Annotated in this window: 25 protein-coding genes and 1 riboswitch; of the genes, 7 read left to right on the top strand and 18 right to left on the bottom strand. The window is 68.8% G+C overall.

All coding sequences use genetic code 11. From position 1 onward, the window contains the following. From N177_RS08365 to N177_RS08340, 6 genes are all read right to left on the bottom strand, one after another. The coding region (locus tag N177_RS08365) for a hypothetical protein (RefSeq protein ID WP_040485406.1) at positions 1–519 on the bottom strand (519 nt) is incomplete at its 3' end. A 122-nt stretch (positions 520–641) separates the two neighbouring features. Further along, positions 642–866 (bottom strand): hypothetical protein, encoded by a 225-nt coding sequence (locus N177_RS08360; protein WP_023431864.1) that lies wholly within the window; start codon positions 864–866, stop codon positions 642–644. Positions 867–1607: 741 nt separating this feature from the next. Next, entirely contained in the window at positions 1608–3947 is a 2340-nt protein-coding gene (locus N177_RS08355; protein ID WP_023431863.1) for a bifunctional DNA primase/polymerase, read from the bottom strand. Continuing rightward, entirely contained in the window at positions 3944–4153 is a 210-nt protein-coding gene (locus N177_RS08350; protein ID WP_023431862.1) for a helix-turn-helix transcriptional regulator, read from the bottom strand. The genes N177_RS08355 and N177_RS08350 overlap by 4 nt, the downstream gene beginning before the upstream one ends. A 221-nt stretch (positions 4154–4374) precedes the next feature. After that, positions 4375–5502: a tyrosine-type recombinase/integrase gene (locus N177_RS08345; protein WP_023431861.1), complete on the bottom strand. Its 1128-nt coding sequence runs from the start codon at positions 5500–5502 to the stop codon at positions 4375–4377. A 284-nt stretch (positions 5503–5786) separates the two neighbouring features. Beyond that, the gene (locus tag N177_RS08340) at positions 5787–6881 is read right to left on the bottom strand and encodes a 2'-deoxycytidine 5'-triphosphate deaminase (RefSeq protein ID WP_023431860.1); all 1095 of its coding nucleotides are present in this window, start codon (positions 6879–6881) and stop codon (positions 5787–5789) included. A 118-nt stretch (positions 6882–6999) separates the two neighbouring features. Next, positions 7000–7078, top strand: a riboswitch (SAM riboswitch). Positions 7079–7147: 69 nt separating this feature from the next. Here N177_RS08340 and N177_RS08335 point away from each other — a divergent pair. Both N177_RS08335 and apaG read left to right on the top strand, forming a co-directional pair. Then, positions 7148–8356, top strand: a complete 1209-nt coding sequence (locus N177_RS08335; protein WP_023431859.1) for an O-succinylhomoserine sulfhydrylase — start codon at positions 7148–7150, stop codon at positions 8354–8356. Between the two features lie 2 nt (positions 8357–8358). After that, on the top strand, positions 8359–8751 hold the full coding sequence (apaG, locus tag N177_RS08330; RefSeq protein WP_023431858.1) for a Co2+/Mg2+ efflux protein ApaG: 393 nt from the start codon (positions 8359–8361) through the stop codon (positions 8749–8751). Between the two features lie 89 nt (positions 8752–8840). Here apaG and N177_RS08325 read toward each other — a convergent pair whose 3' ends face one another. After that, positions 8841–9545, bottom strand: a complete 705-nt coding sequence (locus N177_RS08325; RefSeq protein WP_200863378.1) for an RES family NAD+ phosphorylase — start codon at positions 9543–9545, stop codon at positions 8841–8843. Continuing rightward, positions 9539–9952, bottom strand: coding sequence for an MbcA/ParS/Xre antitoxin family protein (locus N177_RS08320; RefSeq protein WP_023431856.1), 414 nt, complete (start codon positions 9950–9952; stop codon positions 9539–9541). The genes N177_RS08325 and N177_RS08320 overlap by 7 nt, the downstream gene beginning before the upstream one ends. A 252-nt stretch (positions 9953–10204) precedes the next feature. Here N177_RS08320 and N177_RS08315 point away from each other — a divergent pair, with 252 nt between their 5' ends. Beyond that, positions 10205–10702, top strand: a complete 498-nt coding sequence (locus tag N177_RS08315) for a VOC family protein (RefSeq protein WP_040485431.1) — start codon at positions 10205–10207, stop codon at positions 10700–10702. Between the two features lie 28 nt (positions 10703–10730). On the opposite strand, the gene N177_RS08310 is transcribed toward N177_RS08315, so the two are convergent. Then, positions 10731–11810, bottom strand: coding sequence for a substrate-binding domain-containing protein (locus N177_RS08310; protein WP_023431854.1), 1080 nt, complete (start codon positions 11808–11810; stop codon positions 10731–10733). Between the two features lie 190 nt (positions 11811–12000). On the opposite strand from N177_RS08310, the gene N177_RS08305 reads away from it, so the two are divergent. Further along, positions 12001–13455: an aldehyde dehydrogenase family protein gene (locus N177_RS08305; protein ID WP_023431853.1), complete on the top strand. Its 1455-nt coding sequence runs from the start codon at positions 12001–12003 to the stop codon at positions 13453–13455. A gap of 87 nt (positions 13456–13542) precedes the next feature. Here the strand turns inward: N177_RS08305 and N177_RS08300 are convergent, their stop codons facing one another. The 9 genes from N177_RS08300 to N177_RS08260 form a co-directional block, all read right to left on the bottom strand. Then, positions 13543–14439 (bottom strand): ABC transporter permease, encoded by an 897-nt coding sequence (locus N177_RS08300; protein WP_023431852.1) that lies wholly within the window; start codon positions 14437–14439, stop codon positions 13543–13545. Beyond that, a complete protein-coding gene (locus tag N177_RS08295) occupies positions 14436–15377 on the bottom strand; it encodes an ABC transporter permease (protein ID WP_023431851.1) in 942 nt (313 codons plus the stop codon). The genes N177_RS08300 and N177_RS08295 overlap by 4 nt, the downstream gene beginning before the upstream one ends. A 60-nt stretch (positions 15378–15437) precedes the next feature. Continuing rightward, complete coding sequence (locus N177_RS08290) at positions 15438–16916, bottom strand: ABC transporter substrate-binding protein (RefSeq protein WP_051402300.1); 1479 nt, start codon at positions 16914–16916, stop codon at positions 15438–15440. A gap of 66 nt (positions 16917–16982) precedes the next feature. Continuing rightward, positions 16983–18053 (bottom strand): ABC transporter ATP-binding protein, encoded by a 1071-nt coding sequence (locus N177_RS08285; protein ID WP_023431849.1) that lies wholly within the window; start codon positions 18051–18053, stop codon positions 16983–16985. Then, positions 18050–19036 (bottom strand): ABC transporter ATP-binding protein, encoded by a 987-nt coding sequence (locus tag N177_RS08280; protein WP_023431848.1) that lies wholly within the window; start codon positions 19034–19036, stop codon positions 18050–18052. Before N177_RS08280 ends, N177_RS08285 begins: the two co-directional genes overlap by 4 nt. Then, the gene (locus N177_RS08275; RefSeq protein ID WP_040485430.1) at positions 19036–19749 is read right to left on the bottom strand and encodes a DUF1028 domain-containing protein; all 714 of its coding nucleotides are present in this window, start codon (positions 19747–19749) and stop codon (positions 19036–19038) included. The genes N177_RS08280 and N177_RS08275 overlap by 1 nt, the downstream gene beginning before the upstream one ends. A 217-nt stretch (positions 19750–19966) precedes the next feature. Then, positions 19967–20842 (bottom strand): class I SAM-dependent methyltransferase, encoded by an 876-nt coding sequence (locus N177_RS08270; protein ID WP_023431846.1) that lies wholly within the window; start codon positions 20840–20842, stop codon positions 19967–19969. Positions 20843–20876: 34 nt separating this feature from the next. Further along, a complete protein-coding gene (locus tag N177_RS08265) occupies positions 20877–22700 on the bottom strand; it encodes a PHA/PHB synthase family protein (protein WP_023431845.1) in 1824 nt (607 codons plus the stop codon). A gap of 249 nt (positions 22701–22949) precedes the next feature. Continuing rightward, positions 22950–23405, bottom strand: coding sequence for an RrF2 family transcriptional regulator (locus N177_RS08260; RefSeq protein ID WP_023431844.1), 456 nt, complete (start codon positions 23403–23405; stop codon positions 22950–22952). A 144-nt stretch (positions 23406–23549) separates the two neighbouring features. Here N177_RS08260 and N177_RS08255 point away from each other — a divergent pair, with 144 nt between their 5' ends. The 3 genes from N177_RS08255 (at position 23550) to N177_RS08245 (ending at position 26278) form a co-directional block, all read left to right on the top strand. After that, positions 23550–24353 carry a lipid II flippase Amj family protein gene (locus tag N177_RS08255; protein WP_023431843.1) on the top strand — a complete coding sequence of 268 codons (804 nt, stop codon included), beginning with the start codon at positions 23550–23552 and terminating at the stop codon, positions 24351–24353. 192 nt (positions 24354–24545) lie between these two features. Continuing rightward, entirely contained in the window at positions 24546–25418 is an 873-nt protein-coding gene (locus N177_RS08250; protein WP_023431842.1) for an amidohydrolase family protein, read from the top strand. Next, positions 25415–26278 (top strand): type 2 periplasmic-binding domain-containing protein, encoded by an 864-nt coding sequence (locus N177_RS08245; RefSeq protein ID WP_023431841.1) that lies wholly within the window; start codon positions 25415–25417, stop codon positions 26276–26278. The genes N177_RS08250 and N177_RS08245 overlap by 4 nt, the downstream gene beginning before the upstream one ends. Positions 26279–26286 lie beyond the last annotated feature (8 nt).

Below are 26286 nucleotides of genomic sequence, written 5' to 3'. Positions count from 1 at the left end.
TTCCAAGAACACGTCCGCGCCGTCGTGCCGCTCGTCCGTGGCCAGCACGACCCGGACCACTTCGAGCATCCCGTCAACGTAGGCGGTTTCCACCTCGTCGATGTTCTCGGCATTGAAGCCGACGAAATGGGGCGTGGTCAGCGCCGTGTTCCCGGCCCTCGGGAAGTCGAGCAGCAGCCCGTAGCGACCCATGGCGAGGACTTCGCGCACGATGTCTTCCACCATGATCTGGAACGGGGCCTTGTCCACGGTGGCGCGAAGGCGCAGGGGTTCGAGGCGGGCGGGCAGGTGCAGGATGGGGTCTTTGCGCAGCGCGAGCCCCGTCATGAGGCGCAGCGTGGCCGCTGGCGCATCGTAGAAGCTGCCACGGGCGAGATAGGCGACATAATCGTCCGGCTGCATGGCCGAAGGTTTCGGGGTGTAGAGCTGCCCCGCGTCCCTGATGGCCTGCTCGCCGTCGAGGCAGGCGCGGATCAGGCGGTATTCGGATTTCAGGCGGTCGAATCTGACACGGGGCATGGCATGGTCCTTCTGTTCTGGCGGCCCTCGGAGGGCGGGAGGCGCGCAACCCCAAGGGCCGCCAGTGCTCACGCGCGCATGTCGAACATACGGGGAACAGGCGGGGAGGCGTTAGCGGAGTTTCAGGTGGAGCACAGGGCGCGCGTCCTGAGCGCCGCGTCCATGTAGGTCTGCTCGGCCACGAGGAGCGCATGGGCATGGCTGTCCGAGGGGTCTGCCTGCTGCACGACGAACGCGGCAAGCAAGCGACCGAGGGCTGCGCGGCGGGTGTCGGTGAGGCGGTCGAGTTCAATTTGCTCGGCCTTGGAGAGCAGGCGTGCGGGCGCGCCGTTGATCATATGAACCATGGGGTCTCCGTCTGCTGATGACGCTGCACGATGGACGACGCGGGCCGGGGCCGTCGACCACGGTTTCAGATGGCGGTGGGGCAGAGTCGGGTGTTGGAGGGGCGGAGACGGTGGCAGAAATTTCTCCGACACCGTGGGCCGCGGGATCGGCGCTGAGATCAGGGGGGTCGATTTCTGACGCCTTCGCCGCCATGTGCGAGGCGCGATACAGGCGACCACAGCATGTTGTGCCTCTGCCTGTGCCTGCCGCAACTTGCTGCATACTTCGGCAGCGTCGATGCTCGGACAACATACGTCATGTCAATGAGATCAAGCGGTTAGCGCCGGGTTTGTAGGTCTCTCGCAGGCAGAGCATCGTCCGAGGCGGCAGCGGCGAGCGTGCTCCACCTCGGAGGAAACCGGCCGAGTTCGGCGCAGCACGTCGCCCCGCTGCGCGGCTACGGTGTTGCAGGAATGTCGAATGGTGACAATGGTGACACGATGGTGACAGGGTTTTACCGTTGCAGATCAACCCGTTGTCACCATTGTCACCATTGTCACCATGAGTTTCATGCACGCGCGAGACGCCCCCGTCGTCGGGCCGCTGCCTCTCGCTCTGACGATGGGTCAGCGCGACGGTGACAATGGTGACAATGGTGACACAACGGGCCATCACTGCCGCCAACCCATTGATCTGAAAACGCTCCACCCTGTCACCATGCGCCGCGCACCCCGTCACCATGGGCGTCACCATTGTCACCATCATGCCTCGACGACCGACCTTGCGACATACCAGCCCGTGCCGCGGCGCGTGGCGTGCATCGTCAGCGTCAGGGCGAGCCGTCGCCCCGACTCCGCCTCGAACTCGAAGACGCGGCCGTTGAACCGCTTGAGGAAGGCGGCCATCTGCTTGCGCTCGTCCCCGAACCCGAAGTCGATCCCGATGTTCTGCGCCTTCACAAGGTCCACCACGTCGCCCGCGCGGACGGGCTTCGTCCAGTCTGCCCGTTCGACCGGCCGTCCATCCCCGTCGCGCGAGCCCGACGGGTCGGCCTTGCCTCGGTGCGCCCTGTCCATCCACCAGAAGAGCTCGCGAGCGATCTCTTCTTCCGGGTCCTCGGGCCTGCGGGTCTTGGGCGTCTCAAGGAAGCCACGGATGTTGATGCACTCGAACAGGCCCGACATCTTCGCCGCCCATTCCTCATAGGACGCCTTCGAGCCCTGCCCGAGCGGCATCCCCCGCTGGACCCAATACTGTATGATGGTGCAAGCGGCCCGCACCTGCTCCGCGTGATGCTCGCGCACCCAGACCTTCAGGTTCTTGATGCGGAACTGCGACACGTCGCGATCTTCCGGGTTCGCCATCTTCGCGTCCATGCGGATGTCGATGGTGCGCCGATAGAGCTCACCCGAGAGATCGGTGTTGTTGCCCGAGCCCACCCACTGCACCTTCACGGGCACGCGGAGCATCTTCGACACCCCGAGAATCCGGGCCGAATAGACCTCGGCCGTCAACGCCATCGCGAAGTGCGGCGAGTTCAGCACGTTGGCGTTGTCGAAGAAGATGCAGCGGACCCCCTCGATGAAGCAGGCGGTCAGCGTCTTGCGCATCTCGTCGTCGGACTTGGGCGGGGTCTGCACATCGGGCCAGTTGCCGAGGGTGGGGAACAGCGAGGTCTCGATGAACAGCGTGGCGCCTGTGCCAGGCGTCGGCTTGTTGATGAAATAGAGCGGCGTCGGGCCGAACATGTCGCGCATGTAGGGCTCAAGGATCATGGCAAGGGCGTGAACCTTGTCCGACTTCTCTTCGAAGGGAAACTGCGCCACCGGCAGCCACAACTGCCGCAGCGCCGACCGCACCTCGCGGGGCGTCGGGTCGCGCGGTACGTCCACCGCTACCCGCAGGTCGAGAAAGATGCCCGATGCCTCGTCGAAGCCGTTCTCGTCGAGCAGCCGCCCGTCGCGGGTGAACGTGGGCACGATGGACACTTGCTTGAGCTCGGGCACCGTCACGTCGCGGCGGCGAGCGGCAAGCATGTCCTCAACCGTGCTGCTGGGCGCAGAGGCCGTCTTCAACTTGTCGCCGTCGCGCAGCAGCCAGGTCGTGCAGCGGTTCAGCTCATGCTTGAGGCCCGAACCATCGAGCAGTTGCATCCGCCCAGCATCCACGCGAGCGAGCGCCTCGCCGAAGGCATAGACGCCCGGGTCGCCGTCAACGCGATACTCGGCCAGAGCATCCCATGCCTGCCGCGATACGTCGGCCACCTCGGGCGAGAGATAGACGGCAGAACCTCGGCCATGCGGGTTGCGCTTCTTCCAACCGAGCCAGACGGCAATCTCCTGCATCCATTCGATGGGGATGCCCATGAGCGCCGCGGCCTTCGGGATGCCCGCGACCTTTTTGCCACCTTCAAGCCGTTTGAGGGTACGGTGGGCCTTCTCGGACCGCATCTTGACTTCGCTATCGCCCGCAGCGCGGCAGAGGCGGATCATGAAGTTCTGGATGTTCTGCTCTGGCCAGCCCGCCCGCACCATGCACCCGGTCAGGGCGAGGGCGAAATCGTCGCGCGACCCTTCCCCCGGATAGAACCTGATCAGCACGGCGAGCGCCGCAAGGCCACCAAGGGTGCTGACGATGGCATCCACGGACGCCTCCTGCGGCAGTACCTCGTTGAACCACTGCAACTCGTCACCGTCAGGGTGGATCGAGTCAGGCATCATCGCCTGATATGCCTCGCCCGTCGCGGACGTGCGCAGCTCGCAGACCGTATAGGCATGGTCGCCCGCGAGCGGCGGCGCGCCCGCAACCTTCGGCAACCTGAACGTCACGGGCGCGGGCAGGTCTGCGCGATAGACGAGATGCGTCAGCGTCCCCTGACGGCCCCACGCCAAGGTGTCATATTCCCCGTCCGTCATGAGCGAACGAAGCTCCGGCCAGTCGAGATCGACATCCACCATGCCGGGTTCGATCATGAGGCCGACCTGCTTGCCGAGATCGTCGAGGGTATAGGCGTTGTCGCCCCACTTGTCGTGCAGAGGCCGCTTCTGCCTGTCACGGAGCGGGACGAGACGGTAACCCGCCTCGATCAGCTCCTTTTTCACGGCTTCTGCCTCCACGGGTCCGTCTGGCCCTTGGAGATGTAGGCGTCGAGGTCCGACTTCTTGTAGCGGATGCGGCCACGGCCTGCGCCGATGCGATAGTAGCGGGGGCCGAGGCCCTCGAAGCGCCAGTATTCGAGGCAGGAGACAGAGCGGGCAAGGTATTCGGCAGCCTGCCGCGTATCAAAGAACAGGTCACGGTCAGCCATGACGACATACTCCAGGGGTTGGGTTGGAGCTGTCGCCTGCGATTGTGACCCCGTCCTCGCCTCCCACCGTATGTCGTGGGGCGCCGTGACACGCAGACTCTCCCCCGCTCGGGTTATCGCGGGGCAGGAGCAAGTTCGGATAAAGTAGTGCGGCGTTCTCGGGCTTGCAAGATTTTTCTTCACTATTGACCTGATAAATCAGGTACTTGCGTTTAAACGCCCTAGGCTTGGAGTCCCTTGCGCTCCAAGACACTGACAACGCGGGTCATTGGCTCGCGGAGCTTTTCGTGGTCCACCACAACATAATGGGCGCCCGTCACGGAAGTCGGCGTGTGGTTCAGCAGCCGGCCGACCGTCTCTTCGAGCAGCCCGGCCTCCGTCACGCCCACGGTCGCGAACGTCCGCCGATGGGCATGGGGCGACCAAGTGATGCGCGCGGGGCTCTTGAGGTGCTTCGCCTGCCGCCGCCCGTGAAAGACATATTCCGACTGATAGGCGCGCATCGGGTCGAGGATCGCATGATGCGCGTCGAGCAAGGGCAGATCGAAGGCGCGGCCGTTCTTCGTGCTGGGCAGATGCAGATGATCCCGGCGCACCTGATCCCAGCGCAGTGTCCGCGCCTCGTCGAGCCGCAGGCCCGTGAACAGCAGGAAGCGATAGAAGGCGGTGTGAACCTCGTTTTCCAGCGCTTCGATCTCGGCCTTCCAGCGAGGCAGGTCGCATATTATCACCGCTGACGGCGTTTCCTCGTGCCACTCAATCGCCATGGTCGGGCATTCGGGCAGGTCATGCACGCGGCGGGCATGGTTGTAGATGGCACGGAAGGACTTGAGGACATGGTTGGCCGCGCGCTCGCCGCCGAACTGGGTCTCGCGGCCGAGCGCATCGCGGCCGACGCGCGGCTCTGAGATGCGCCTGTGCGCCTCGACGGCCATGCCCTTCGTGATCTCGTTCAGCGGCAGGCGCAGCCAGCTTTTCAGATGGATTCGCATCTGGGTTTCGACCGAGGTGCGGTTGTGGTCGGAGCGCAGCTTCGGGCGGGCAAGGTAGGTCTCGAGCGCCTGCTCGAGCGTCGGTATCTTCGCGGCCGTCAGGCGACGGGCGGCGACCCCGGACGAGTGCTCGACGGCGAGCTCCATGGCGACCATGCGCGCCTGCCCCGCATTGATCAGCGGGAAGGCGCCGATCTTCGTCCGCTGCGTGCGCCCGCGGACATCCTTCTGGAAATAGAAGGTCTTGCTCGTCTTGCCGGTGAACAGAGCGAAGCCGCGCACCTCAGTGTCCCAGTACTTCGCGTCGGGCTCGGCCGTGCGGCAGAGTGTGTCCGTGATCTTCTTCCTGTGTGCCATGACGCAACCCCATTGCAGGCATTTTGTAGGCGCGCCGTTGCAACTCACTCGGACACGCTGCCGCAACACAAAGCGGTTTCCTAAGCGTTTTCAACCGTCTTGTGAGGTCTTGGGGTTTGCTTCCACTGATGTCATCAGCTTGGGAAGCTGACGTTCTACCACTGAACTACGCCCGCGTGAGGCTAGACATCGTATGGCGGGGCGGGGCTTGTCAAGCCGAAGCGGTGCTGGTCGCCGTAGGCCCGGTGCGCCTTCGGTGACCCTCGGCTCCCGCGGCGGCCTCTTCAGGTTGCGCGGAAATGCTTCGACAGCTTCAGGCCCTGAGCCTGGTAATGCGAGCCGATGTCGGTGCCGTAGAGCGTCTCCGGCCGCTCGGTCAGCCGCTCGTAGACGAGGCGGCCGACGGTCTGGCCGTCCTCGAGGATGAAGGGCACCTCCCGCGAGCGCACCTCGAGCACGGCGCGGCTGCCGTGCCCGCCGGCCGCGGCATGGCCGAAGCCCGGATCGAAGAAGCCGGCATAGTGGACCCGGAATTCTCCCACGAGCGGATCGAACGGCACCATCTCCGCGGCATAGGCGGGCGGGACGTGGACGGCCTCCTTCGAGGCGAGGATGTAGAACTCGTTCGGGTCGAGGATCAGCGTGCCGCTCGCCGTCTCGAGCCGCTCCCAGAACTCGCCGACCTCGTAGCCGTCGCGGCGGTCGACGTCGACGACGCCGGTATGGCGCTTCGCGCGGTATCCGACCACGCCCTGCTCGCCCGTCAGGTCGACGCTCACGGCGATGCCGCCGGCGATGTCGGGGGCACGTCCCGCCACGAGATCCTCGCGCTCGTGCAGCTCGAGCGTCTCCTCGTCGCTCAGCGTCGCGCGGCCGCGGCGGAAGCGCAGCTGCGAGAGGCGCGATCCGGTGCGCACGAGGACCGGGAAGGTGCGCGGGCTGATTTCGAGGTAGAGCGGGCCCACATAGCCCTGCTCCACCGAGTCGAAGGCGCGCGACCGGTCGGCGATGACGCGGGTGAAGACGTCGAGCCGCCCGGTGGAGCTCTTCGGGTTGGCGTCGGCCGCGATCTCGTCCGGCAGGGCGAGGCTCTCCAGGAGCGGCACGAGATAGACGCAGCCCGTCTCCAGCACGGCGCCGCCGGTCAGGTCGATCTCGTGCAGCTTGAGCGCCTCGAGCCGCTCGGCCACCGAGCGACGCGGGCCCGGCAGGAAGCTCGCCCGGATGCGATAGGCGACGCGGCCGAGCCGCAGGTCGAGGCTCGCCGGCTGCACCTGGTCCGGCGCGGGGGGCGTCTCGGTCCGGATCCGGCCGCCGGCGAGCAGCCGCTCGATCTCGTGCGCGGGAAGGACGCCTCGCGTGCCGTTCGTCTCTGCCATGCCTGCCGTCTCGCCTCTCGTGCCCGGTGCGCCGAAGCATTATCCGAGCGGGCCGCGCTCGCCAAGCGCGGAAGCCCCCGCAATGCTTGACGCGCGCGCGGGGTTGCGGCATGAGGGGCGGATCGATCGTGGTGATTTGGGCCGGCCGGCTTGCAGCCACGTAAAACAAGTCGCTAAAAGGCCGGGCGCGACGGGCCCGGGGACGCTTCGATGTCAGGCGTCGCACCGGGCATTTTCGTTCCCGGCCCTCCATTGGAGGCACCATCTTGAACGACGCTCCCCATTCCGACGACGGCTTCGCCCTCGCCACCGACCTCGTCCATGGCGGCACGCTGCGCAGCCAGTTCGGCGAGACCTCCGAGGCGCTCTTCCTCAACTCGGGCTTCGTCTACGACACCGCCGAGGCCGCCGAGGCCCGGTTCAAGGGCGAGGCGCCGGGCTACGTCTACTCGCGCTACGCGAACCCCACGGTCTCGATGCTCGAGGAGCGGATGTGCCGCATCGAGGGCGCCGAGGCCGCGCGCGCCACGGCGAGCGGCATGGCCGCGGTGCACGCGGCGCTGATGTGCCAGCTCAGGGCGGGCGACCACCTCGTCGCCTCGCGGGCGCTCTTCGGCTCCTGCCTCTACATCGTGGAGGACCTCCTGCCGCGCTTCGGCGTCGCGACCACGATCGTCGACGGAAGCGACCTTGAGGCCTGGCGCGACGCGGTCCGGCCCGAGACGAAGGTCTTCTTCCTGGAGACGCCGACGAACCCGACGCTCGAGGTCCTGGACCTGAAATCCATCTGCGACATCGCCCGCGAGGCCGGCGCGCGCGTGACGGTCGACAACGTCTTCGCCACGCCGCTCGGCCAGCGTCCCCTCGAGCTCGGCGCCTCCGTCGTCGTCTACTCGGCGACGAAACATATCGACGGGCAGGGGCGTTGCCTCGGTGGCATCATCCTGGGCAGCGAAGAGTTCGTGACGACGGAGCTCAAGGACTTCTACCGGCACACAGGGCCCTCCATGAGCCCGTTCAACGCGTGGGTGCTCCTCAAGGGGCTCGAGACGCTGCCGCTTCGCGTCGAGCGACAGGTCTCGACGGCCGCGCGGCTCGCGGAGCGGCTCGCGGGCCAGCCCGGCGTCAGGCGGCTCGTCTATCCCGGCCGTCCCGACCATCCGCAGCACGAGCTCGCGAAGCGCCAGATGCGCAACGGCGGCCCGATGATCGGCATCGAGATCGAGGGCGGCAAGGAGGCGGCGTTCCGCTTCGCCAACGCGCTCCGGGTGATCAAGATCTCGAACAATCTGGGCGACGCCAAGAGCCTGATCACCCATCCGGCCACGACCACGCACCAGCGGCTGACGCCGGAGGCGCGGGGCCAGCTCGGTATCGGCGACGGCCTCTTGCGCGTGTCGGTGGGGCTCGAGGATCCAGACGACCTCGAGCGCGACCTTCGGCGCGGCCTGATGGCGCTGAAGGGCGCGTCCTGACCATGTACAGGGCGGTGACGCGGGATATCGAGGTGACGGTCGAGCCGACCTACTGCCCCGACCGCTCCTCGCCCGATCAGAGCGCCTATTTCTGGACCTACACGATCGAGATCACGAATCTCGGCGCCGAGACGGTCCAGCTTCTGAGCCGGCGCTGGATGATCATCGACGCGCTCGGCAAGCGCATGGAGGTGGCGGGCCCAGGGGTCGTCGGCGAGCAGCCGACGCTCGGGCCCTCCGACTCCTTCCGCTACACGAGCGGCGTCCCCCTCGCCACCGCGTCGGGGATGATGTCGGGCGCCTACGAGATGATCACGGAGGACGGAGAGCGCTTCGAGATCGACGTTCCGACCTTCTCGCTCGACACGCCCGAGGCATCCAGAACGCTCAACTGAGGCGCCGCGCGTTCAGTGCGGCCAGGCCGCGAAGGCGACGCCATGGCGCCACCGGCTCCTCCACGAGGTAGGTCCGCGGCGAGGTCCCCTCAGACGACCCGGAAGACTGCTCGGGAGGCAGGCTCCCGCACGAGATCGACGCGATTGCCGTCCCAGTGATAGTCGAGGTGGCGGCCCTGGACCGGGTTCCTGGCGAGGTCCGGATAGAAGAGGGCGGCACACGAGCCCCCGGGGCATCTGACGCTCGGATACTCGAGTCCGTCCGACCCGCGGCGCCTGAGCTCGCGCGCGAAGGCCTGGCTCGCCCGGTAGTCGTCGGGGTCGAGAACCGCCGGATGGCTCTCGGCGTGGATGGCGTGGAGATCGCCCTCGACGTCCATCACGATCTCGCGGAACTGCGACGTCCACCCCGGCGGCTCGGCGGTCGCCCGCATGAAGCGGGCATGGTGATGGATCGTCTCGGCGAGCGCGACCTCGAAGGTCCGGCCGACATAGAGAACGCCGTAGCTGCCGTCGGAGAACCGGCTCGGCCGATCCGGCGAGACGTGCGTGAACGGCGCCATCAGGTAGCTCGAGCCGGCACCGCCCACGCGCCGGCCGGCCGGCACGAGGTCGATCTCGCCGATCCCCTCGACCAGGCGCGGGTTCGACTTCTGCTCGGCCGAGAGGATCGCCGGCCAGTCCTCCGGGTCCGCGATGTCCTCGAAGAGGTCGACCGGCGGGTAGAGGCTGCGGATGATGCGGCGGGCGCCCGTCCAGGAGACACGCTCCACCGGCGGCAGGCCCGTCACCAGGCACCGCGCTCGGCGTCGAGATAGCGCCTCACCCGGACGATGTCGGCGAGTTCGCCCCGCAGCATGACCTCCAGGGCGGACCTGCCTCCGAAGGCGTCGTTCCCGGCACGAACCCACTCGTAGACGCGGTCCGACCTCCCGAAGATGATCCGCAGGGCCTTGTGGATCCCCATCAGGTTCGACAGCCTCGTTCTCCCGTCGCGGCCGAGCTGGCCCGGCTGACCGCCCTTCCAGCGGCGCCAGGTGCGGATGTTCAGGTCGAGGAGCGTCGCCGCCTGCTCGTCCGTCAGCCTCCAGCGGGCGAACAGCTTGACGACGGCCCGGAACATGGCCTGCGCCTCCTCGGCGGTGATGCGGGCCTCGGCGGGCTGGTGCGGCGCGGCGTCGACGGGAACGAGAGCGATCATGACGACTCCTTTGCCATGACAGAACTATATGGAAAGAAGTTGCCACATGGCAAGAGGGCCCGCCGCCACGGGGCGGCCGGGTGGCGGACGCGCTGGCCCTCCGCTCGATTTTCCGGTGACATTCGAAAAACGGCCTGTCGGGATTTCCGGCACCCGTTCGTCCTTTGCGCGAGGCGGGATGCCGGAGTCACCGTGGCAGCGGTGGGAGCCGGCAGGATGCTCGCCTCCGCGAAGAAGGAGAGGAAGCCTGAGATGGACAGACTGACGACCTGCCTGTGGTTCGACCACGGCGAAGCGAGCAAGGCGGCGGAATTCTATGCCGCGACCTTCCCCGACAGCCGGGTCGGCCGGGTGAACGCGGCTGCGGCCGACTATCCCGGCGGCCGGGAAGGCGACGAGTTGACGGTCGAGTTCACGGTGCTCGGCCGGTCCTTCGTCGGCCTGAACGGCGGCCCGGTCTTCACGGCGAACGAAGCCGTCAGCTTCATGGTCGTGACCGAGGACCAGGACGAGACCGACCGCTACTGGAAGGCGATCGTGGAGAATGGCGGCCAAGAGAGCGCTTGCGGCTGGTGCAAGGACCGCTGGGGCTTCTCCTGGCAGATCACGCCGAGGCGGTTGCTGGAGCTGACGACGGATCCCGATCGTGCCATGGCGAGGCGCGCCTTCGAGGCCATGTTGACGATGAAGAAGATCGACATCGCCCACCTGGAGGCCGCGGTGGCCGCCACGCCCGGCGGGACGCCGTGACCCTGCCGAGCACCGCCCACACGCGGCGCTACTCCCCGTGGGGAGCGAACATCTGGGCGAGCGTCTTGATCTCGCCCGGGTCCTCTACGGCATAGCCGGGCATGGCGGAGATCGCGGTGCCGAACTCCTCGCTCCGCATCACGTCGAGCACCTGCCTGAGCGCGTCCGTCCCCAGCGCCTCCTTCCGACATACGAAGAAGTAGTCCTCGGTCAGGAGGGGCACGAAATCGAGGCCGAACTGGCGGGCCGCCGCCTCGAAGCCGAAGCAGACATCCGCCATCCCGCTCGCGACATAGGCCGCGACCGCGGCATGCGTGAATTCCGCCCGCTCGTAGCCGTTGATCGCCTCCCGATCGAGCCCGTGCAGCTCGATGAGCTGCTCCAGGAGCAGGCGCGTTCCCGACTCCGGGTCGCGGTTCACGAACCGCACGGCGGGATCGGCGAGGCGGTCGAGCGAGGTGATCCGGAGCGGATTGCCCTGCCTGACCATGAGGCCCATCTCGCGCGTCACGAAGCTGATCACGCGATGCTCGCTCGCGTTCAGCCAGGGCTTGGCGTCCTCGATGCTGCGCGCCCTCAGCGGGCCCTGCGGCAGGTGCATGCCGGCGAGGTCGCACGAGCCGTTCGCCAGCGAGACGAGGGACGTCTGGTTGCTGATGTAGCGCAGGTCGACATTGACGCCGCCGCGTCGGGCGAGCACCTCCTGCAGCTTCTGGACGGCGAAGCCGTGGCTCGCGTGCATCCGGATCGTCGTGGAGCCGTCGGGCAGGATCTGGTTGATCTCGGTCTCGAGCTCGCGGGCGAGGTTCTGCAGCTGGGGCCCGAGCCGCGCCTGCAGGCGCTGTCCCGCCCAGACGAGCTTCTCGCCGAGTGGCGTCAGCACCGTGCCGCGCCCCCGGCGGCGCTCCACGAGCGGCGCGTTGAAATAGGCCGACCAGCGCTCGATGAGGTTCCAGCAGTGGCGGTAGGACAGCTGCGCGCTCTCCGCCGCGCGGGTGATCTTCCCCGTCTCCCGGATCTCGTTCAGGAAATCGAGCATGACCAGCATCGAGTGCGCCTCCCCGTCGCGGGTGAAGCGCCAGGCAGGTTCGATCGTTACCCGCATCATCGGCACGGTCTCCAGATGTCAGGCCGCTGAATTATGCACAAGAATTCATATTCGGGGCCAGTGTGATCTGAACTCGATATCATATTCCTTGCTACGAAATAAGCCCTAATATCTTCACCAACGCCGCTTGAGCACGACGATGTCCTCGAGTGAAACAGGCAAGAAAGTTCATATTTAGGGAGTAGGGATCATGACGGTTCACATGCTCGACGTCACGAAGGGGTTGTTCATCGACGGGCGGTTCTCCGCTCCGCTCTCCGGTCGATCCTTCGCAACCTCCAACCCCGCGACGGGCTCGCTGATCACGCATGTCGGCGAGGCGGATGCGGTCGACGTGGACAGGGCCGTGCGCTCGGCGCGCGCGGCCTTCGAGGGCCCGTGGGGCCACATGCGCGCGGCGGAGCGCGGGCGGTTGCTGTCGCGGCTCGCCGAGCTCGTTGGCGAGAATCTCGACGAGCTCGTCGACCTCGAGAGCCTGGATTCGGGCAAGCCCGTCTCTGCGATCCGGCGTCAGGATCTTCCGGCCGTGCTCGACACGCTGACCTACTACGCCGGCTGGGCCGACAAGATAAACGGCCAGGTCATCCCGGCGCGTGCCGATGCGCTCACCTACACCGTCCGGGAGCCGATCGGCGTCGTCGGCGCGATCGTGCCCTGGAACTTCCCGCTGATGATCGGCGTGTGGAAGCTCGCGCCGGCGCTGGCCTGCGGCTGCACGGTGGTGCTGAAGCCGGCCGAGCTGACCTCGCTCACGGCGCTCAGGCTCGGCGAGCTCGCGATGGAGGCGGGCTTCCCCGCCGGCGTGCTGAACGTCGTGCCGGGGCTCGGCAAGACGGCTGGCGCGGCGCTCGTCGACCATCCCGACGTCGACAAGGTGACGTTCACCGGATCCCCCGCCGTCGGCCGGCAGATCCTGCGGAGCGCGGCGGGCAACCTGAAGCGGGTGACGCTCGAGCTCGGCGGAAAGTCCGCCAACGTGATCTTCCCGGACGCCGACGTCGAGGCGGCCGCGAAGGCTGCCGCCGCCGGGATCTTCTTCAACTCCGGCCAGGTCTGCTCCGCCGGTTCCCGGGTGCTCGTCCACGAGGACGTTCACGACGAGGTCGTCGAGCGGCTGGTCGACCGCGCCGCGCGGCTGCGCCTCGGCGATCCCCTCGATCCCGCGACGCAGATGGGCCCTCTCGTGTCGGAGACCCAGATGGAGCGGGTGCTCGGCTATGTCGAGATCGGCCGGCGGGAGGGCGCGACGGTGGCGGTCGGGGGCGGCCGCGTCGGCGACGAGGGCTGTTTCGTCGCCCCCACCGTGCTGACCGGGGTCGAGCACGACATGCGCGTCTCCCAGGAGGAGATCTTCGGCCCCGTCGTTTCGGTCGTCCGGTTCCGCGACGAGGAGGAGGCCGTGCGCATGGCGAACGGCACCGCCTACAGCCTGGCCGCCGGCGTATGGAGCTCGGATCTCGGGCGGATCCACCGCCTCGCGAAGCGCATCAGGGCGGGCACCGTCTGGGTGAACACGTTCGGCCCGACCGATATCCGCCTGCCCTGGGGCGGCAGCCGCGATTCGGGCTTCGGGCGGGAGCACGGCGAGGCCGCGATCGAGAACTTCACCGAGCCGAAGGCCGTCTGGATCAACACCGCCGCCTGAGACGCCGCGGGGTGACGACGCGAAGAGGGCCGGCGGATCCGTGGGGCCCTCTTCGGCGCGTCTCCCCCCACGCGTCCCTAACCGGCCTCACTTCGCCCGGGGATCGAGGGCGTCCCTGAGGCCGTCGCCGAGGACGTTGAACGACAGGACGGTGAGGAAGATCGCCATCCCGGGATAGATCGCCATCCAGGGGGCGTTGCTCAGGAAGCGCTGGGCGGAGTTCAGCATCGAGCCCCAGGACGGCATCGGGGGCTGCTGGCCGAGGCCGAGGAAGGAGAGGCTCGCCTCGGCGATCACGGCGGCGGCGATCGTCAGCGTCACCTGGACGAGAAGCGGCGGCAGCACGTTCGGCAGGATGTGGCGCAGCGCGATGCGCCAGCCGGGATTTCCGACGGCCCGTGCCGCCTCGACATAGTCCTCCGCCTTCACCGTCAGCACCTGGCCGCGCGTCAGCCTGATGAAGATCGGGGTCGCGGAGATGCCGATCGCGATCATCGCGTTCGTCAGGTTGGGGCCGAGGAACGCGGCGAGGGCGATGGCGAGGATCAGGAAGGGGATCGCCAGCATCGCGTCGGTGAGGCGGCTCAGGGCGGCGTCCACCCAGCCGCCGACATAGCCGGCGAGGAGGCCGAGCGGCACGCCGAAGATTACGGCGATGACGATCGAGACGACGCCGGCCGCGAGCGAGGCGCGGGCCCCGTAGAGCACCCGCGAGAAGACGTCGCGGCCGACCTCGTCGGTCCCGAACCAGTGCTGCCAGGACGGCGCCTGCCGCACCGCCGTCCAGCTCTGCTGCGTCGGGTCGTAGGGCGCGAGGAGCGGGGCGAGGAGGGCCGCCAGCACGATGACGACGACCACGCAGAGCGCGACGAGCGCCGCCGGCCGCGCCTTCAGCCGTCGCCATACCCTCCGTCGCGGGCTGTCCACGAGATGGTCGTGGCTTCCGGCCCCGGAGACGGTTGCGGGTTCCGTGGCCGCGCTCATGTGCGCAGCCTCGGATTGGCGAGGATGTAGCCGAGGTCGGCGAGGAGGTTCATCAGGATGTACGTCGCGGCGGTGATCAGGACGACGCCCTGCACGACGGCGTAGTCGCGGTTGAACACGGCGTCGACGATCAGCTTCCCGAAGCCGGGGATGGAGAAGATCTGCTCGGTCAGGACCGCGCCGGAGAGGAGCGTGCCGAACTCGAGCGCCCCGAGCGTGATGACCGGCGTGATGGCGTTGCGCACGGCGTGCTTCCACACGACCGTCCGCTCGTGCAGGCCCTTGGCGCGGGCGGTGCGGACGTAGTCGCTGTCGAGGGCCTGGAGCATGGCGGAGCGCATGTGGCGCATGATGACGCCGGCGATCGCCGTACCGAGCACGATCGCCGGCAGGATGGTCGTCGCGAGGCTTCGCTGCACGTCGACGAACGGGCTCACATAGCCCGAGGCCGGCAGCCAGCCGAGCTTCACCGCGAAGAGCAGGATCAGCATGATGCCGAGCCAGAAATTCGGCGTTGAGATCCCGGCCAGCGCGAACACGTTCACGGCGTGGTCGGTCGCCGTGCCGCGCTTCACCGCGGAGATCACGCCCGCCGGAATGCCGATCAGGAGCGCGATCGCCATGGCCATGAACGCGAGCTGCAGCGTGACCGGCAGCTTCTGTAGGATCAGCTGCCCCACGGGCAGCCGCAGCCGCATCGATTCGCCGAGGTCGCCCTGCAGCACGCCGCCGATCCAGTGCACGTATTGCACGGGCAGCGGCTTGTCGAGGTTGTAGCGCTTGCGGATCTGCTCCACGACCTCCGGGGTCGCCTCCTCGCCGGCCATCACGAGGGCGGGGTCGCCCGGCAGGAGGTGCTGGAGCGAGAAGATCAGCACGGATACGAGGAACAGCGTCGGGACGAGCTGGACCAGACGTCTGCCGATGAGGGTGAACACTGTCGCGCCGCCTTCGTGGCGCCCTCCCGCCGCAGGCGCGGGGGAGGGCGCTCGCCTAGCTCATTCGAGCGTGACGCCGACCACCCGGACGAGCCCGTCGGGCCTCTGCTCGTAGCCCTCCAGCCGGTCCGTGTGCGCGATCAGCATGGCGCGGTGGTAGAGGTAGAGCACCGAGCCTTCCGTCAGCCACTCGTCGGCAAACTTGGCGTAGGCGGCCTTGCGGTCCTCGAAGGTCGTGGCGGTACGCGCCTCGTTCAGGGCCGCGTCCGCCGTCTCCGTGCTGTAGCGGCCATAGTTGAGCGGCCCGCCCGTCGAGGCGAAGGAGTAGATGTTGCCGTCGGGATCCGGGCGGCCGGACCACGCCAGCATGAAGGCCTGGAAGCGGCCCGCCTCGGCTTCCGAGAGGCCCGTGGCGAACTCCACCACCCGGATCTGCATGTCGAAGCCGGCCTCCGACGCCATCGCCTGGATGACCTCCGCGACCTGCCGGGTCTCCGGGTTGTTCGGCACCATGAAGTCCACGACCACAGGCGTCTGCACCCCCGCCTCCTCCAGAAGCTCCCGGGCGCGCTCGACGTCGCGCTCGGGGATCGGGTGGCTCTCCTGGTACCACTGGTTCTGCGGGCTCACCCACTGGTTGCCGGGGAAGAACTCGCCGTTGAACACGACCTGGTTGATCGCCTCGCGGTCGAGCGAGAGGTTCAGGGCCTGCCGCACCCGGGCGTCCTGCCCGAGCGGGTTCTCGGCGGCGGCGCCGTTCCCGACGTTCAGCGTCATGCCCTGGTAGCCGAGCTCGGTCACGATCGCGAGCTCGAGATTGCCGCTCTCGCGGATCGCGGAGATGTCCGTCGCGAGCGCGCGCTCTATCAGGTCGAGATCGCCCGACTGCAGGTTCGCCAGCCGCACGCTCGAATCCTCGATCGGGCGGTAGACGATCCGGTCGATGTGCACGTTCTCGGCATCCCAGTACTCCTCGAAGCGCTCGACCGTGATGTGGTCCTGCTGGACGCGCTCGACGAACCTGTACGGCCCGGCGCAGACGGGCTGGTTGCCGAACTGGTCGCCGAGCTCCTCCGCCGCCTTGGGCGACACCATCATCCCGGAGCGGTCCGTCAGGGAGGCGATGAGGGGGGCGAAGGGCGCGCTGAGGTTCAGCTGCACCGTCAGGTCGTCGACGACCTCGACGCTCTCGACCGCCGTCAGCTCCGCGCGCCGGAACGAGCCGTCCATCTCGCGGTGGCGGTCGAGGGAGTACTTCACCGCCTCGGCGTCCATCGGCTCGCCGTCGTGGAATTTCACGTCCGGCCGCAGGCGGATGGTCAGCGTCTTGCCGTCCTCGGACGTCTCGTGCTCGAGGGCGAGTTGCGGCACGATGTTCAGGTCGGCGTCGATGTCGAAGAGCTTGTCGCAGATCGAAGCGAAGACGATGCGTCCGACATAGGTCCGCCCCAGCGTCGGGTCGAGGATGTCCGGGTCCTCGGCCAGGCCGACCCGGAGGGTGGATTGCGCGGCGGCGCCGCCGGTCGCGGCGGTCAGCATCGCGGTCGCGATCGCGGCCGCCAGTGTCAGATGTCTCACGAGCACTCTCCCCTGTTGGGCGGCACGTCAGGCCGCCGTCTGCCCCCGCGGCGCCGAGAAGGCCGCGAACAGTCTCTTCAGAGCCGGGTCGACCCGCTCCTCCCTCGGCAGTATGTCGCCGGGATGCGGCAATGTCCGCCAGAAATGACAGGCCGACCTGTGTTCGTCGCCGTCGAGCGGCGGCCGCTCCTGGCGGCAGATCTCCTGCGCGAACGGACAGCGCGTGTGGAGATGGCACCCGGGCGGCGGCGCGACCGGGCTCGGCACGTCGCCCTCGAGCAGCTGGCGCTTGCGCCTGGTCGCCGGGCTCGGCGCGGGAATGGCCGAGAGAAGCGCACGGGTATAGGGGTGGCGTGGATCGGCGAAGACCTGCGCGGCCGGCCCTATCTCGACGATGCGGCCGAGATACATCACCGCGACCCGGTTCGCGGCATGGCGCACGACGCCGAGATCGTGCGAGATGAAGAGGTAGCCGAGCGACAGCCGCTCCTGGAGGTCCTTCAGGAGGTTCAGGATCTGCGCCCGAATCGAGACGTCGAGCGCGGAGACCGGCTCGTCGCATACGATCGCCTTCGGCTCCGCCGCCAGCGCCCGCGCGATCACGATCCGCTGCCGCTGGCCGCCCGAGAACTCGTGGGGAAACCGCGAGGCGTGCCGGCCGTTGAGGCCGACCTGCTCGAGCAGCTCCGCCACGCGCCGGCCGCGCTCCTGCGCCGGCACGATCCGGTGCAGCATGAGGGGCTCGGCGAGGATCTCGCCGACCGTCATCCGCGGATTGAGCGAGGCGAAGGGGTCCTGGAAGATGATCTGGACCTTCCGCCGCAAGTGCCGCAGGCGGCGGGCGGGCAGGGCGGTCACGTCCTCGCCGTCGATCGTCACCCGGCCGCCATCGGCCGGGATCAGCCCCATCGCGACGCGGCCGAGCGTGGACTTGCCGCACCCCGATTCCCCGACGAGCGCCAGGGTCTCGCCGGGATGGAGCCTCAGCGACACCCCGTCCACCGCCTTCACGGTGGTGCGGGGGCGGCCGAGGAAGGTTCGCGACGCGACGAAGTGCTTCGTCATGTCGTCGAGCGCGATGACCGGGCCGGCGTTCATGCCACGAGCCTCTGCAGCGGCGCCCGCCAGCAGCGGGTCAGCCTGCCGTTCTCGACCGGGATGAGCGGCGGCATCTCCTCGCAGCGCTCGATGCGGAACGGGCAGCGCGACCTGAAGCGGCAGCCGGTCGGGCGGCGGCTCATGTCTGGCACGGACCCGGAGATCACCGCCAGCTCGCCCTGCTCGGCATCGAAGCGCGGCAGCGCGCCCAGGAGCCCGACCGTGTAGGGGTGCTGCGGAAAGGCGAAGAGATCCTGGACCGCCGCCCGCTCGACGATCTGTCCCGCATACATCACCGCCACCTCGTCGCAGACCTCCGCGACCACCCCGAGATCGTGGGTGATCAGGATGATGGCGGCCCGCGTCTCCTCGCGCAGCCTGCGCATCAGTTCGAGGATCTGGGCCTGGATCGTGACGTCGAGTGCCGTCGTCGGCTCGTCCGCGATCAGGAGCTGCGGGTCGCAGGCGAGCGCCATGGCGATCATCGCGCGCTGCCGCATCCCACCCGACAGCTGGTGCGGATACTCCTGAAAGCGCGCCTCCGGCTCGGGGATGCGGACCTTGCGGAGCATCTCGATCGCCCGCGCTCGGGCCTCCCTTCGGCCCACGCTCCGGTGGCGGAGGATCGCCTCGCTGATCTGGTCGCCGATCGTGTAGGCGGGGTTGAGCGACGTCATCGGCTCCTGGAAGATCATCGCCATCCGGTCGCCACGGAGGTCCCGAAGCCGTCGCGCCGACTCCTTCAGGAGGTCGCGCCCCTCGAAGCCGATCCGGCCGGTGATCTCCGTTCCCTTCGGCAGAAGCCCCATCACGGCGAGCGACGTCACGCTCTTGCCCGAGCCCGATTCCCCGACGATCCCGAGCGTGCGGCCGGGGGTGACGGAGAGGTCGACGCCGTCGACCGCATGGGTCGTCCGCCCGTCGGGCCCGTGAAACGCCACCTGAAGGTCCGTGATCTCGAGAAGCGCGCCGTCCTCCGCCATCACGGCTCCTTCCGCGCAGTCGCGGCGGCGATCTCGGCATCGATGCGCGAGCGGTCGGTGATGCCGGCCGGGTTCTCGCGGGTCGGCAGGAACCGGCGGAAGTGGACCCAGCGCTCCCGCGACACCTGCTCGAGGCGCGTGAGCTCGGCGAGGGGATCCTCGTGGTCGTCGACCCGGAAGTCGAGCTCGGAATATTCCTGTTCATCGAGGACGATCAGGCTCGCGGACTGCCGGCCGCGCATGTCGCCTCCGGCGGCCTCGCCCGCCATCATGGCAGCGATCAGCCGCCGCGCCATGGGCAGGTCGTGCCGGCTTTCATAGGCCGCGACCGTCGCCTCGATCACCTCTGGGCCGGCCAGCATGTTGCCGGCGGCCGAGCAGTCGGTGCCGGTGATATGGCCGCACCACGCCACGCAGTCCGATCCCGTGAAGGCTCCGACACCGCCCCGGGCGTCCATAGCGTGCACCTGGCGGGCCTCGCGCCCGTCATCCGCGGCAACCATGAGGTCGACGGCCTCCTGCGCCGTATGGCCCTCACGCAGCAGCGCGAGACCCTTCCGCCCGTAGAGCGGGTTGAGGAGCGCCTGCGTCGCGACGATGCCCACCCCCGTCTCGACGAACGGGACCCGGGCGCCGAGCGCGAAGAAGCGGCTGGCGGCGGCAATCCCCAATCGCCCGGTAGCGGGCTCGCGCGCGATGATCGACCAGGTCACCGTGCCGCCTCCGCCGCCACTCGTGAGGGGCGGCCGGACGGCTCGCAGCAGAAAGGTCTCGTCATGGCGCTCCCGGCATGTCGAAAAGGCGGGCAGGCGGATCGTCGAGCCCTCGCCCTTCCCCACAGGATCAAATCCGCGCCCGAAGCACAAGAAGGAGAGGCAGCTTCGCTGTCTGCGCGAGGCGACGGGTCGGATTCTGCCGCCTGCTCGCCCTTCAGGCGCGCTCACCGAAGCGATATCGCAGGAGGCGGTCCATGCGTCTCAGCAACGGCGTCGCCTCGAGCGTGGCGATGATCGCGCGCGCCAGGGGCGAGAAGCGCGGGAGCTGATCGCGCTCGCAGACCCTGTGCTCCTCGACGAGCTGGAGGCCCGGGACCTCTCTCTCGAGGTCGCGGGGATCGTCGAGGCACCAGTCGAGCCGGGCACCGGTCGCGCGGATCATCCGGTTCTGACTGAAGTGCCAGACGCCGAGCCGGCTGAACGCGTCGAACGCGATCTCGCCTCCGCGGAGATGCCCCGTCAGCCGGCCGAGAAGCCGCGGGACCTCGTCCTCTCCGAGATAGGGAAAGAGCCCTTCGGCGACGACGAAGGTCGGTCGGTCCGGCGGAAGGGCGCGAATCCAGTCGGGCTCAGTCACGGAAGCCGGGACGGGCAGGCACCCCTTGCGTCTCGGGAAGAGCTTGCGCCGCAGGGCGATGACCTCGGGCAGGTCGACCTCGCGCCACGCGACGCCTGGGGGAGGATCGACGCGGAAGACGCGGGTGTCGAGGCCGCAGCCGAGATGGACGACCGTCGCGTGCGGCTCCGCCTCGATAAAGGCACGGGTCCAGTCGTCGAGCGTCCGGGCGCGGCCCGCCAACGCGATCGCATCGTCCCGTTCGACGCCGAGCCGCGCGAAATCGTAGTCGAGACGGCCGACGATGCGGGCCGCGAGATCGTCGCGCAGCACCGTGTCAGGCATCGCGCTTTCCAGGGCCTTCGCGTAGAGCGTGATGAGCAGGGTCTCGCTGACGCCGGTGAGGTCGACCTTCAGCGTCTGCCGGGTCCGCCCGGCTGCACGGTGGCGTCGCTGTGACCTTTCATTCGCCATCGGTCCGCCCCGTCGGCTGATCGACCCTCGCGCGTCAGCGCTGGAAGACGTAGGTGCCCGGCGCCTCCCCGAGCGCCGGATAGCCTCTTTCGCCACTGCCGAACGACGGCGGCGGGACGGGTCCCGGCGCCGAGCGCTCCTTCAGCCAGTCGGACCAGGCGCCCCACCAGGAGCCCTCCTGCACCTCCGCCATGGCCGTCCATTCCTCGGGCCCGACGCACGGGTCCTCCGCCCGCTTCAGCGCGAGCCGGAAGTGCCGTCGTGCGTGTCCCGGCTCGCTCACGATGCCGGCATTGTGCCCGCCGCTGGTCAGGACGAACGTGACCTCCGTGTCGCTGAGGTAGTGGATCTTGTAGACGGAGCGCCAGGGCGCCACGTGGTCGCTCTCGGTGCCGAGCGCGAAGATCGGCGCGCGGATGTTCTGGACCGCCGCGGGATGTCCATCGACCATCAGCCGGCCGCCGGCGAGCTCGTTGCCGAGGTAGAGCCGCTCCAGATACTCCGAGTGCATGCGATAGGGCATGCGCGTCGCATCCGCGTTCCACGCGAGGAGGTCGATCATCGGCGCGCGCTCGCCCATCAGGTATTCGCGCACCCGGCGCGACCAGACGAGGTCGGCGGAGCGCAGGAGCTGGAACGCCCCCGCCATCTGGTCGGCGGAGAGATAGCCGCGGTTCCACATCATGCTCTGAAGGAAGTGGACCTGGCTGTGGTCGATGAAGAGCGCGAGCTCGCCCGGCTCCGTGAAGTCGGTCTGGGCGGCCAGCAGCGTCACCGAGGCGAGCCGGTCGTCGTCCGCGCGCGCCATCGCGGCGGCGGCGATCGCCAGCAGCGTGCCGCCGAGGCAGTAGCCCGTGGCGTGCACCCGCCGTCCCGGCACGATCGCCGTCACCGCGTCGACCGCCGCCATGATCCCCATCCGGCGATAGTCGTCGAGGGTCAGGTTCCGGTCGCCTTCGTCGGGATTGCGCCAGGAGATGCAGAAGACCGTGTGGCCCCGGCCGACGAGGTGGCGGATCAGCGAGTTCTGCGGCGACAGGTCGAGGATGTAGTACTTCATGATCCACGCCGGCACGATCAGGACCGGCTCGGCGACGACCGTCTCCGTCGCGGGGGCGTACTGGATCAGCTCGATCAGGTGGTTGCGGTAAACGACCTGCCCCGGCGTCACCGCCACGTCGCGGCCCGGGACGAAGTCCTCCGTCCCCCGCGGCGGCTGCCCCGTCGCCGTCCGCCCCACATCCTCGAGCCAGTTCTGGAAGCCCCGCACGAGGTTCGCGCCGCCCGTCCCGAGCGTACGCTCGACCACTTCGGGGTTCGTGGCCGGCAGGTTCGTCGGGGAGATCACGTCGAGCATCTGCCGCGCCGCGAATGCGACGACCTCCTCGTGGTGGGGCTTCACGCCGGGCACGCCGCGGGTCACGTTGTGCCACCATTGCTGCTGCAGAAGGAACGCCTGCGCGAAGAGGCTGTAGGGCGGCTTCCGCCAGGCCGGCGCGGCGAAGCGGTGGTCGTCGGGCAGCGGCTCGATGCAGGGCGGGGTCGCAGGATCGAGGCTCGAGGCGAAGCAGTGGGCGGCGAAGCGCGTCGTCTTCCGCATGGCCTTCGCGGCGAGCTCGGCGCGTTTGCCGGGCGCGCTCGCAAGATGGATCGACCAGTCGAAGACCGCGAGGGCGAGCGAGGCGGGCGACAGGCCGCCCGTCGCCTGGCCGAGGAGCGCCTCGCTCATGCGGTCGATCGCCGCGAAGGCATGGTCGCCCGCGTCGGCGCGCTCCGAGCGTGGATGCGGGATGGGGGTCTCGGGCGTGACGGGCCTCCGCCCCGCGGCGGCCTCAGCTGCGATGGCCGCTATGTCCATTCCCGTTCCTCCTCGCTCGCGATCCGGACCGGCAGTCTACCCGGGCCGGGCCCGAGGACGCGTTGATCTCCGTCAGTCGGGCCCGCCCATCACGCCGCGCCGTGGCCCGCGCGCGCACCCCAGCGCCCATCGTCGTCGCCGCCCATGAGGCGCGCGTGTCCGCCAGCGGGTCCATCGTCGGTGGGATGAACCCCTGCTAACGCGATAGGATTTGAAATGTGCGATCGTGCAGGAGGCGCACGTCGTGGTTCAGGCGGCTCCGGCCGCATCCTCCACCACGCCGCGCAGCCGGTCCGGGCGTGCAACGGCGTCGGCGATCGTCGTCTGGTCGAGCACCGCTCTCGCCGAGTTCGCCACCTGCGCGAACACCTTGCGCACGCGGCAGGTCGCCTCGTCCTGGCAGTCCTCGCAGCGCCGGTAGGCGATCCGGCTGAGGCAGGGGAGCGGGGCGATCGGCCCGTCGATCAGCCGCAGCACGTGCCCGAAGGTGATCGTGTCGGCGGGCTTCAGGAGCGAATATCCGCCCGCCGCGCCGCGCCGGCTCTGCAGGATCCCGTCGCGCTTGAGGTCGGCCAGGATCTGCTCGAGGAACTTGCGGGGAATCCGCTCGCGCTCCGCGAGCTCGGCCGACGAGATCGAATCCGCCTCGAGCTCCGCCAGCGCGAGCAGCGCCCGGAGCGCGTATTTGGCCTTCTGGGAGATCATGGGCTCGGTCGTTCGAAGAAGATCATATCCTACAATGAAAGTAGGATATAGCATGGTCTTGCGCGAAACCCAACTCGGGCGCCGGCATCCGCAGCACCGTCATGCGCATCGGACGCTCTGCCGCCGCCACGATCCGCCCGTCACATGGACCTGCAGCTCGCCTTCATCCTCGCCCTCACCTTCGTCATCCATCTGATCGGCACGCTCGCCTACGCGTTCCGGATCGCCGGCGTGCGCACCGGCAAGATCGCGACGGCGCTCTCGCTCTTCAACATCCTCGTCCTGATCTCGCGGACGTCGAACTCGTTCCAGGGCCCGTTCATCGCGAAGCGGGTCGAGACCGACATACTGGGCGTCGCCAGTCACCACCTCATGTCAGACTTCAGCCTGATCCTCGCCTCCGCCTCCCTGGCCACCATCGTCGGCGGGCTCCTCATCCCGACGGTGCAGCGCGCCGCCTCGGCGGCCGTCGACAGCTTCAGCGGCGACCGCTCGGTGCCGCGCCTCCTGCGCCGCGCGATGACGCCGCGGGGCATGCACGCGATGGTCCACGCCTTTGCCCTGCCGCACCGCGCGAGCCTGACCGCGCTGCGGTTCGGCAAGGACCTGCCCGTCGGCGTCATCCTGCTCAACGTCTTCGCGAACGCCCTCTGGACCGTCGGCGTGCTCGCGGCGATCTATGCGGGCTCGCTCGACCCGCAGTTCCGCGTCACGGCCTCGACCCTCTCCTCGATCGTCAACGGCGTCGCGACGATCCTCCTCTTCGTCATCGTCGATCCGTATCTGGCCGGCCTGACGGACGATGTCGTTCGCGGCAAGGAAACCGATCAGCGCTTCCGGCGCGTCGTCGTCTGGATGATCGGCAGCCGGCTCGCCGGCACGATCCTCGCCCAACTCCTACTCGTGCCGAGCGCCTACGTCATCGTCTGGGTGGCGCGGGTGATCTGAGGCGCCGGCGGCGGCGTCACGGGCGTCCCGCGGGTGCCCTCGAGGCCCCCCGCTCGCCACATGGGCCGCCGAAGCTATAGCGGGGCACAGCAATCCGATTGGATCGCACGCGGCTTCCCCCGCTAGCTCAAGCCCAGGCCGGCCGGTTTCCGCGACCCTCGGCCGCGCAGACGAGGCGGAGGGAGGACCGGCATGCATCGGATCGTGGACATTCACCCGCACGTGATCTCTCCCGACACGGAGCGCTACAGGCCGGCGCCGCTCGGCGGCAAGCAGTCGAGCTGGTCGCAGAAGCACCCGCTGACCCACGAGGACCTGGTCGCCGAGATGGACAGGGCGGGCGTCGAAAAGGCGGTCGTCGTCCAGGCGTCGACCGTCTACGGCCACGACAACAGCTACGTCGCCGACGCCGTCGCGGCCCATCCCGACAGGCTGACGGGCGTCTTCTCCGTCGACGTCCTCGCCGACGACGCGGTGGAGAAGATCGAGCACTGGCGGTCGCGGGGCCTCACGGGACTGAGGCTCTTCACGGCCGGCAGCACGATGGAGGGGCAGGCCGACTGGCTGAACGATCCCCGCTCGCACGCCGCCTGGGACCACGCGACGAGGACGCGGCTGCCGATCTGCGTGCAGATGCGGCCGCCCGGCATCCCGCTCCTGCGCGACCTGATGGAGCGCTTCCCCAACGCCATCGTCGTGATCGACCACCTCGCCCGGGCCGTCCTCGATGACGGGCCGCGCTTCGAGGCATCGGCGCCGCTCTGGGACCTCGCGCGCTTCCCGGGCGTCCACCTCAAGCTGACCGTCCGCAACATCGACGCGGCCGGCCAGGGCACCTCCACCGTCCCGGATCTCATGGACCACCTGATGAAGACCTACGGCGCGGACCGGGTTGCGTGGGGGTCGAACTTCCCGGCCGCCGAGCGCCCGCTGCCCGAGCTCGTCGCCCGCGCGCGGGAGGCGGTGTCGACGCTGCCGGAGGCCGACCAGGCGGCGATCCTCTCCGGAACCGCCCTGAAGCTCTACCCGGCGCTCGCGACCTCGCCGGCCGGAGCCGAGGCATGAGCCGCGCCTCGATCGTCCTCGGGCAGACGGCCATCGCGAAGGCCTTCCTCGAGCGCTCCGCCGGCCCGCTCGACCTCGACGTCCGCGAGGTGAAGCCCGTGCACCGGGCGTTTCGTCCGATGGTGGAGGAGGCCGCCTACGACGTCTCCGAGGTCGCGATCGTGACGGCGATCCAGGCGGCCGACCACGGCCGGCCGGTGATCGCGCTGCCGATCGCCATCGCCGCCCGCCTCCAGCACCGCTCGCTCGTCCAGAACAGCCTGTTCTCAGCCCTCGGTCCGGCGGACCTGCGGGGCCGGCGGGTCGGCGTGCGGGCCTACAGCCAGACGACCGGTACCTGGGTCCGCACGATCCTCGAGACCGAGTACGGCGTGATGAGCCGCGACATCGAGTGGGTCACGCAGGAGGCGCCCCACGTCTCCGGCGCACCGGAGCCGGCGAACGTCGTCCGAGATCCCGCAGGGGCCTCGCCGCTCGACCTCCTGAGGGAAGGCAAGGTCGACGCGGCGATCTTCGGCAACGACATGCCGAAGGACGACTGGGTCCGCCCGGTCATACCCGACCCCGAGGCGACCGCACGGGCGAGCCTCGAGCGCACGGGGGTGGTGCAGATCAACCACGTCGTCTCCGTCTCCCGCGACCTCGCCGAACGCGATCCCGATCTCGTGCGTGAGCTGTGGCATGGCTTTGCCGAAGCGAAGGCCGCGCTTCCGGGCGACGGGCCCGATCTCCTGCCGCGCGGCGAGGATATGCGGCATTCCGTCGAGACGCTCCTCGGCTCCGTCCACAACCAGGGGCTGACGACGCGGCGGCTGAGCTTCGACGACGTCTTCGGCGAGGGCTGCCGGCTCGTCGGCTGACGGAACGC

Source organism: Lutibaculum baratangense AMV1 (genome assembly GCF_000496075.1).
GTDB classification, from domain to species: Bacteria; Pseudomonadota; Alphaproteobacteria; order Rhizobiales; family Tepidamorphaceae; genus Lutibaculum; species Lutibaculum baratangense.
This window is presented reverse-complemented; position numbering and strand designations above follow the sequence as displayed.